Annotated in this window: 6 protein-coding genes; 3 read left to right on the top strand and 3 right to left on the bottom strand. The window is 64.2% G+C overall.

What is annotated here, in order from left to right:
- Positions 1-61 precede the first annotated feature (61 nt).
- From V3572_RS00550 to V3572_RS00540, 3 genes are all read right to left on the bottom strand, one after another.
- Positions 62-2398: an FAD-dependent oxidoreductase gene (locus tag V3572_RS00550; protein ID WP_332109015.1), complete on the bottom strand. Its 2337-nt coding sequence runs from the start codon at positions 2396-2398 to the stop codon at positions 62-64.
- 70 nt (positions 2399-2468) lie between these two features.
- Positions 2469-4103: a glutamate synthase-related protein gene (locus tag V3572_RS00545; protein WP_332109014.1), complete on the bottom strand. Its 1635-nt coding sequence runs from the start codon at positions 4101-4103 to the stop codon at positions 2469-2471.
- Entirely contained in the window at positions 4067-5197 is a 1131-nt protein-coding gene (locus tag V3572_RS00540; RefSeq protein WP_332109013.1) for a glutamate synthase, read from the bottom strand. Before V3572_RS00540 ends, V3572_RS00545 begins: the two co-directional genes overlap by 37 nt.
- Positions 5198-5388: 191 nt before the next feature.
- On the opposite strand from V3572_RS00540, the gene V3572_RS00535 reads away from it, so the two are divergent.
- The 3 genes from V3572_RS00535 to V3572_RS00525 all read left to right on the top strand — a co-directional run.
- Positions 5389-6132, top strand: a complete 744-nt coding sequence (locus V3572_RS00535; protein WP_332109012.1) for a peptidase-C39 like family protein — start codon at positions 5389-5391, stop codon at positions 6130-6132.
- Between the two features lie 3 nt (positions 6133-6135).
- Positions 6136-7605 (top strand): RimK family protein, encoded by a 1470-nt coding sequence (locus V3572_RS00530; protein WP_332109011.1) that lies wholly within the window; start codon positions 6136-6138, stop codon positions 7603-7605.
- Between the two features lie 50 nt (positions 7606-7655).
- Positions 7656-8424 (top strand): carboxylate-amine ligase (locus V3572_RS00525; RefSeq protein ID WP_332109016.1); only part of this gene is annotated, 769 nt, incomplete at its 3' end.

The raw sequence follows: 8424 nt of genomic DNA, 5'->3' as shown, positions 1-8424 counted from the left end.
GGGGGGTCCGGGGGGAATGATTCCCCCCGGGCGGGGTCCGGGGCGGCAGCCCCGGTGTTGTTTAGCCCATGGGGGTGTTGGGGGTCATGGACCAGACGCCGCAGGGGCAGACCCCGGCGCAGAAGCCGCAGCCGATGCATTTGTCCGGGTCGCAGACCATTTCGAACTTCTTGCCTTCCAGGGCGTTGCGGGTGATGGCCCCGCGCGGGCAGATGGCCTCGCACAGGCCGCAGTCCCGGCAGGAGCCGCAGGAGGAGCATTCCGAGGCGCAGTGTCCCATATCCGTGAAGGAGGGGATGCGCGGGTCGAAGTATTCGAGTTTGACGCGCGAATAGGCGATCATTTCCCGGGTATCCGGGGTGGGACGACGTCCGGCCAGCATGTCGCCGATGGTCAGGGCGGCCTTGCGGCCCATGCCGATGGCGTCGGTCAGAAGGCCGGATTTCACGATGTCGCCGATGGCGAAGACCTTGGATTCGGAGGTCTGCCCCAGGTCGTTGACCACCACGTAGCCCCGGTTGGTGGCGATGGCGTCGGGCAGAAAGTCCAGGTCCGGCTGGTCGCCGATGGAGAAGATGACGGTATCGGCCGGGATGACCTCGCCGGTGGTCAGGACCAGTCCTTCGGAGGTGATTTCCTTGGTGAAGCAGGGCCAGCGGAATTTCGCGCCAACGGCCTCGGCGTCGATTTTTTCCTTGCCGAAGGCGGCGGGCTTCTGGATGTCGATGAGGGTGATGTCCTCGGCCCCGAAGCGGGCGGCCTCGGTGGCCACGTCGCAGCCCACGTTGCCCGCGCCGACAATGACCAGGCGTTTTCCGGGCTTGGCCTGGCCTTTTTTGGCGAGCTTTAAAAACGTCAGGGCCGGAATGGCCTTGTCCGCCCCGGGTACGGGCAACACGCGGGGCTTTTGGGCGCCCACGGCCAGCACGGTGAAGTCGCTGGTGTCGACGATGTTTTGGAATTCGTCCCGGGTGAGCCGGTGCTTGAGGTGGACGTGGGGCAGCACCTGGCGGATGCGCGTCAGTTCGGCCTCCACGACCTCCTTGGGGATGCGGGTGCTGGGGATGGCCGAGGAGATCTTGCCGCCCAGCATCTCGTCCATGTCGTAGACCACGGCCTCATGCCCCTGGAGGCGGATCTGCCAGGCGGCGGAGATGCCCGCCGGGCCGCCGCCGATGACCGCCACCTTTTTGCCGGAGAGTTCCGGCAGGGGGGGGATTTTGCTGGAGATCCCGGCCTTGCCCAGAAAGGTGATGTCCACGGGCAGCATGCTTTTGGTGGTGCGGGTGCAGCCCTGCATGCACAGATGCGGGCACAGGTAGCCGCACACGGTGGCCGGGAAGGGGGTGTAGGCCATGGCCAGGTCCACGGCCTCGTCCACATGGCCGTCCCGGATGAGCTGCCAGCGTTCCTGGACGGGGATGCCCGTGGGACAGCTGGACTGGCAGGGGGCCTTGTGGCGTTTGTTTTCCCACACGGGCACGTAGCGGCGCAGTTCACCGGTGACGATGAGCGGGATGGGGCTGCGGTCCAGCGGGGTCAGGTCGCCGATAAGTCCTCCCAGGCCCAGTTCGCGGTCCCAGACCTGGGAGCGGAAGGCGGACATGGAACGCCTTGCGGAGGCGGCTTTTTCGTAGGGACTTTTGGCCACAATGAGCAGCCATTGGTCGCGCACGGTGAGGGAGTCGAGGAGTTCCGGGCGATGCACGGCCTTGAGGAAGCCGCGCAGGTTGGTGGTCAGCCAGTCCCAGTCCGCATCGCTTATGGGTTCAAGCTTGGCGTCTTTCTGGGAAAAGCCCTTTTGGGGGCCGCGCACGAAGATGCGTCCGCCGACCATGCCCACGCAGGGACGAAAGCCCAGGACGTTTTCGGGATCCTGGGGGTTGTGGCCGCAGACCACGGCCGTGCCGCCGGCCATGAACTCGGCGAAGGAGTCGCCGGTGGAGCCGAGCACCCACAGTTCGGGCTGGGTGAACCGGGGGTTGGCCTTGGTCATGGTCATGCCCCGGGAGCCGATGTTGCCGCCGATCATGACCTTGCCCTGGGCCATGGCGTTGGCGACGCCGTTGGAGGCGTTGCCGTGGACCACGATCTCGGCCCCGGCGTTGAGCCAGCCCACGTCGTCCGAGGCCGGTCCCAGCACCTCGATGCGGGTGTTGGGGAAGCCCATGGCCCCGACGCGCTGTCCGGACGAGCCGGTGATGGCCACGGTGATGGGCTCTTTTTCGGAAATCCACAGGCGTCCGCCCAGGCCGTGCTGACCGTGGGCCTCTATGGCCAGGTCGCGGGCGCCTTGCGTGACGGCGCGTTGGATGCGTTCCTCGATGATGCGCGATTCCACGCGGCGGCCGTCCTCATGGCCGCTGATGTGGATGGTCGTCGAAGTATGTGTCGCCATGGTACGGTCTCCAAAGGCTGTTGCGGATGCGCCGGTGCGCTCCCGTCGTTACATGGACGTGAGCGGCGGCCTAGACCACGTATTTGATCTTGAGCCGCTCAGCGGCGCGATAGTCGCTGATCCCCAGGGCGTCGGACATGCCGATGGGCAACGAGGTGGAGCGGCCAAGCGGGGCCACGATTTTGCGAAGCTCCACGTCGAAGGCCACGAAGGTGTCCACCAGCCGTTCGGCCACCTTTTCCGGGTCCAGGCGGCGATAGACGCGGGGATCCTGGGAGGTGATGCCCTTGGGGCAGACGCCGATGTTGCACACGTTGCAGCGGTCCGACTCCGAGCCCACGCATCCGGCTGCCGCCTGCATGGCGTACTTGCCGATCTGCACGGCCGAGGCCCCAAGCATGATCAGCGAGGCCGCATTGGCTGCCAGATTGCCGTTCTTGCCGATGCCGCCACCCGCGATGAGCGGCACCTCGTTCTGTTTGCCGATCTTGCACAGGGTCAGATAGGCGTCGCGGATGTTGGAGGCGATGGGGCTGCCCATGTGGTTCATGGACACGTTGTAGGCCGCGCCCGTGCCGCCGTCCTCGCCGTCGACGGCCAGGCCCGCGGCGTAGGGGTTGCGGCAGAGGTTGTTCAGGACCGCGTTGGTCGTGGTCGTGGCCGAGATCTTGGGATAGACCGGCACGCGGAATCCCCAGGCCATGGACATGGACTGGATCATCTTGGCCACGGCCTCCTCGATGGAGTACTTGGTCTGGTGGGTGGGGGGGCTGGGCAGGCTCACGCCCGGGGGCACGCCCCGGATGGCCGCGATGAGCTTGTTGACCTTGTGCCACATGAGAAGCCCGCCGTCGCCGGGCTTGGCCCCCTGGCCGTACTTGATCTCCACGGCGCAGGGGTCTTCCTTCATCTGGGGGATGGCGTGGATGATCTCGTCCCAGCCGAAATAGCCGCTGGCGATCTGCAAAATGACGTATTTGAGGAAGCGCGAGCGCAGAAGCCGGGGCGGGCAGCCGCCCTCGCCGGTGCACATGCGCACGGGCATGTTCAGCTCTTCGTTGAGGTAGGCCACGCCCATCTGGAGGCCTTCCCACATGTTGGGGGACAGGGCGCCGAAGGACATGCCGCCGATCATCAGCGGATAGATCTCGCGTACGGGCGGGGTCCAGCGACCCTCGGCGAAGGCGGCCATGCCTTCCTCGGGGGGCAGGATGCGGCCCAAAAGAGTGCGCAGCTCGAACTCGTGGCGTCCGGCGTCCAGGGCCGGGTCCGTGAGCATGGAGATGCGGATGAACTTGATCTGGTCCAGCAGGCTGCCGGTGGAGTTGCGCCGTCCGCCCCGGGTGCGGGGCTGGCCGCCACGGTTGCTGTGGAACTTCAGCGTGGTGGCGTCGGACTGGGAGACGGGCCGGATGGAGTTGTTGGGGCAGACCATGTTGCACATGCCGCAGCCGATGCACCGGTAGGCCGGGTCCGTGCGCTGCCGGATGCCCTGGTAGACCGTGACGCTCTGTCCGGGCTTGGTCTTGAGTCCCACGGAGACGGACAGCTCCCGCTTGCGGAACACCCCGAGCTCGATGGCGCTCACCGGGCACACGGCGGTACACCGCCCGCACAGGGTGCAGGTGGACTTGTCCCAGTTTAGCACCCAGGGGAGATCCTTGAGGCTCAGTGTGGACGGAGTAATGACTGGCTCTGACGGCATATTTTCACCTCACGGCAATCCGGCCCGACAATGGCCGTGTCGAGATACATGGGTTGGAAATCCTTGCTCCGGTCACGTTCGGGGATGGCCTCGTTTAGGCCGCAGATCTCCGACGAGAAGGCGAAGATCCCGGGGCGGCCGCCCACCACGCCGGGCCGGAGCTTTTTCCGGTCCTGGACCATGAACATGGACCCGTCCGGGGTGCAGCCGATGACGCAATTGGGGCCGTCGATGGTCAGTTTGCGGCAGACGTTTTTGATGTTGGAGAGAAACGCCCGGTCGGGGTGGTTCTCCAATTCCTGGTCGGCCAGGGGGGTGATGACGTGCTTGTAGGCCTCGATTCCGAGTCCCAGCCGGTTCAGGGTGAAATGCAGGATATGGGTGAAGACCTCGGAGTCGGACTGATACCCCTCGTAGCCGATGACGCCCCGGGACAACAGATATTCCCGGATGGGCACGAAGGCCGTGTTCTCTCCGTTGGTCATGGTGCTTATGCCCTGGATGAAAAAGGGATGGCAGGCATAGAGGTTGATGGCGTAGTTGGTGTTCTGCCGCCCCTGGGCCAGAATGCGCTTGGCGAAAAACTCCTCGCGGCCAAGCCCCAGGTATGCGGCGATGGTCACCGGATCGCCCACCTCTTTGATCATCACCGTGTCCGGCCAAAAGCTGAAGACCTTCACGTCCTCGTTGTCCGCGCCCATGTGGCGCAGATCCAGACGGGCCTGGACCAGGGCGGCCTCGCGTTTGTCCTTGGGCAGATCCTTCCACTGGGCCGAGGGCTCGTAGGCCCGGGCCAGATAGGTTCCGCGCCGGGGGGTGCCGGCCGGGGGATCGTTTTTGGGCGTGACGGCCACGGTGTGCTTGGCCAAAAAGCCTTTGCTCATGGCGTATTCGTCCAGAAGCCGCAGGCCCTTTTCGGTGAAAATTCCGGAAAGGATGGGGCAGTCCGGCATCTGGCCGAAGGGGCCGCCGAGGCCGCTCATAAACAGGCCCACGCCGGAACCGTCATGGCCTTCCTTCATGACGTTTAAGGCGTTGACGGCCAGCATGGGCGAAACCGGCTCCTGGCTGGTGAGGGCGAAAAGGCGACACATGGTTTCCCCCAAAAAATGTGAATTTCCCGACACGATTGCGTGGAGGGGAAACTTCAATAATGTTTCAACAGGGGGTACGTCAAAGATTAGTTTCCCTTTTGGGGTTTTTTTCTCTCAGGACGTTTGACATTCCCCTGCCTTCGGGTGTCTGATCGAGTCGTCCCGGCGGCACAGCCCGCCAGGCCACCCCCATGGAATCCAAACTCGGCATCGACATCCTCCCCCAACCGGACGACATCACCTGCGGGCCCACCTGCCTGCACGCGGTCTATCATTATTATGGAGACCGCATCCCCCTGGAACGGGTCATCCGCGAAGTCCCCACCCTGGAGGGCGGCGGCACGCTGGGGGTGCTGCTCGGCAGCCATGCCCTGGCCCGGGGCTACGGGGCCAGGCTCTATACGTTCAATTTGCGGGTCTTTGACCCCACCTGGTTCGGCCCCGGCGCGCCGGACATGGCCGACCGCCTCATCGCGCGCATGGGGGCCAGCGTCGATCCCAAGCTCAGGCTGGCCTCCCGGGCCTATCTGCGGTTTCTGCGGCGCGGCGGGGAGATCGTCTTCGAGGATCTTTCCGCGGCGCTTATCCGCTCCCTGCTGACCCGGGGCCTGCCCATCCTCACAGGGTTGTCGGCCACCTATCTGTATCGCACGCCGCGGGAACGCGACGACGAGACCGGAAAGATCGTGTACGACGACGTGCATGGCGAACCGTCCGGACACTTCGTGGTCATGAGCGGCTACGACAAGGAGACGCGCCTGACGCGCATCGCCGATCCGCTTTTGCCCAATCCCATGAGCGACGGCCAATACTACGACGTGCCGCTCAATCGGCTCATCTGCGCCATCATGTTGGGCGTTTTGACCTATGACGCCAACATGCTGGTGGTTTTTCCGCGCCGGGTGAAAACCAGAAAACACAAATCCAGGAGATAAGACGTGTCCGTTTTGGTGGTCATTGAAAATCCCGAGGAGTGCCCCCTGGTCTTTTCCGGGGTCGAACCCGTGGCCGCACGGTCCTATCTGGCCGACGACTCCTTTCCGGCGCTCAAAGGCGTCAAGATATTTAACCTGTGCAAATCCTACCGCTACCAGAGCATCGGCTACTACGTCTCGCTTTTGGCCGAGGCCAGGGGGCACAAGCCCGTGCCGGGCATCGTCACCATCCAGGACATGAAGTCCCAGGGCATCATCCGCCTGGTTTCCGACGAGTTGGAGGAGGTCATCGGCCGACAGCTGGTGGACCAGGAGCCGCGCAAGATCAGCGTGAACATCTATTTCGGCAAGACCCCGGACAAGATGTTCGAGCCCGTGGCCTCCAGGCTCTTCAAGTCCTTCCCGGCCCCTTTCCTGCGCGCCGATTTCGGCTGTTCGGCCTGCTGGAACCTGCAAAACATCTCGCCCTTAAGCGTCAAGGACATTCCCACCCAGGATCGGGAGTTCGCCCAGTCCGTGGCCTCGGAGTTTTTCGCAGGAAAGAAATTGGTCATCCCCAAACGGCCTGTCAACCGCTACGACCTGGCCATTCTCTACGATCCGGCGGAGAAACACCCTCCCTCGAACCAGAAAGCCTTGAAAAAGTTCGTCAAGGCCGCCGAGACCGTGGGCCTTGGCACGGAACTGATCACCCGCGACGACTCCAACCGCCTCTCCGAATTCGACGCCCTGTTCATCCGCGAAACCACAAGCGTGGACCACCACACCTACCGCATCGCCCGCAAGGCCCTGGCCGAAGGGCTGGTGGTCATCGACGATCCGGAATCCATCCTGCGCTGCTCCAACAAGGTCTATCTGGCCGAGCTCATGACCCGCTACCGGATTCCCGTCCCCAAGACGTTTATCCTGCACAGCAAGAACATCGACCAGATCATGACCGAATTTTCCCTGCCCTGCGTGCTCAAGCAGCCCGACAGCGCCTTCTCCCAGGGCGTGGTCCTGGCCCGGGACAAGGACCGGCTCATGAAGGAGGCCAAGCGCCTTTTGTCCAAGTCGGAACTGGTCATCGTCCAGGAATATGTCCCCTCCACCTTTGACTGGCGCATCGGCATCCTGGACCAGCGGCCCCTTTTCGCCTGCAAATACCACATGGCCGCCAAGCACTGGCAGATCCTTCGCAAGGACGGGTCCGGCCGGGAGGTCTACGGCAAGGTGGAGACCCTGCCCGTGACCAAGGCCCCGAAAACCGTGGTGCGCATGGCCTTAAAGGCCGCCAACCTCATCGGCGACGGCCTCTACGGCGTGGATCTCAAGCAGTTCGGCAAGAAGGTCTACGTCATCGAGGTCAACGACAACCCCAACATCGACGCCGGATACGAGGACGAGGTGCTCCAGGACGACCTGTACCTGAAGATCATGGAGGTCTTTTTGAAGCGCATCGAGGCCAGAAAGGCCGGGAGCATGGTCCCGTGAGCGGCCGCGCCTTCCATCTTTTCCAGGTCACGGGGCTTGAGATCGAATACATGATCGTGGACGCGGCGACCCTGGGGGTGCTGCCCCGGGCCGATCTCGTCCTGCGCGATGCGGCCGGGGCGGCGGTCTCGGACGTGGAGCATGACGACATCTCCTGGTCCAACGAACTGGTGTCCCACGTCATTGAGCTGAAGACCTCGGGACCGGTCCCGCGTCTGGCCGGGGCGGCGGCGGCCTTCCAGGACCACGTCCGGCGCATAAACGCCATCCTGGCCCCGCACGGGGCCAGACTCCTGCCCACGGGGGCCCATCCCTTCATGGACCCGGCCAGGGAAACGGTGCTGTGGCCCCATGAATACGGCCCGGTCTACGCAGCCTTCGACCGCATTTTCGGTTGCCGGGGGCATGGCTGGTCCAACCTGCAAAGCATGCACGTGAACCTGCCGTTTTGCGGCGACGAGGAGTTCGGGCGCCTGCACGCCGCCGTGCGCCTGCTTTTGCCGCTGATGCCCGCCCTGACCGCCTCCACGCCTGTCCTGGATGGCCGCATCACCGGCCTGCTCGACAGCCGCATGGGATTTTACGGGAAAAATTCCGCCCGGGCGCCTTCCGTGGCCGGTCTGGTGGTTCCCGAGCCGATTTTCGACGAGGCGTCCTACCGTCGGGACATTTTTGAGCGCATGTATCGGGAGATGGCCCCGCTTGATCCGGAAGGCATCCTTTGCGACGAATTCCTCAACGCCCGGGGGGCCATCGCCCGTTTTGACCGAGGGGCCATCGAGATCCGCGTCCTGGACACCCAGGAATGCCCGGCCGCCG

It is taken from the genome of Desulfolutivibrio sp. (assembly GCF_036584575.1).
GTDB lineage: Bacteria > Desulfobacterota > Desulfovibrionia > Desulfovibrionales > Desulfovibrionaceae > Desulfolutivibrio.
This window is presented reverse-complemented; position numbering and strand designations above follow the sequence as displayed.

Excerpts from the sequence above, each read along its gene's own strand:
- V3572_RS00550 (WP_332109015.1), bottom strand. The coding sequence starts at position 2,398 with ATGGCGACACATACTTCGACGACCATCCACATCAGCGGCCATGAGGAC.
- V3572_RS00540 (WP_332109013.1), bottom strand. The coding sequence starts at position 5,197 with ATGTGTCGCCTTTTCGCCCTCACCAGCCAGGAGCCGGTTTCGCCCATG.
- V3572_RS00545 (WP_332109014.1), bottom strand. The coding sequence starts at position 4,103 with ATGCCGTCAGAGCCAGTCATTACTCCGTCCACACTGAGCCTCAAGGAT.
- V3572_RS00535 (WP_332109012.1), top strand. The coding sequence starts at position 5,389 with ATGGAATCCAAACTCGGCATCGACATCCTCCCCCAACCGGACGACATC.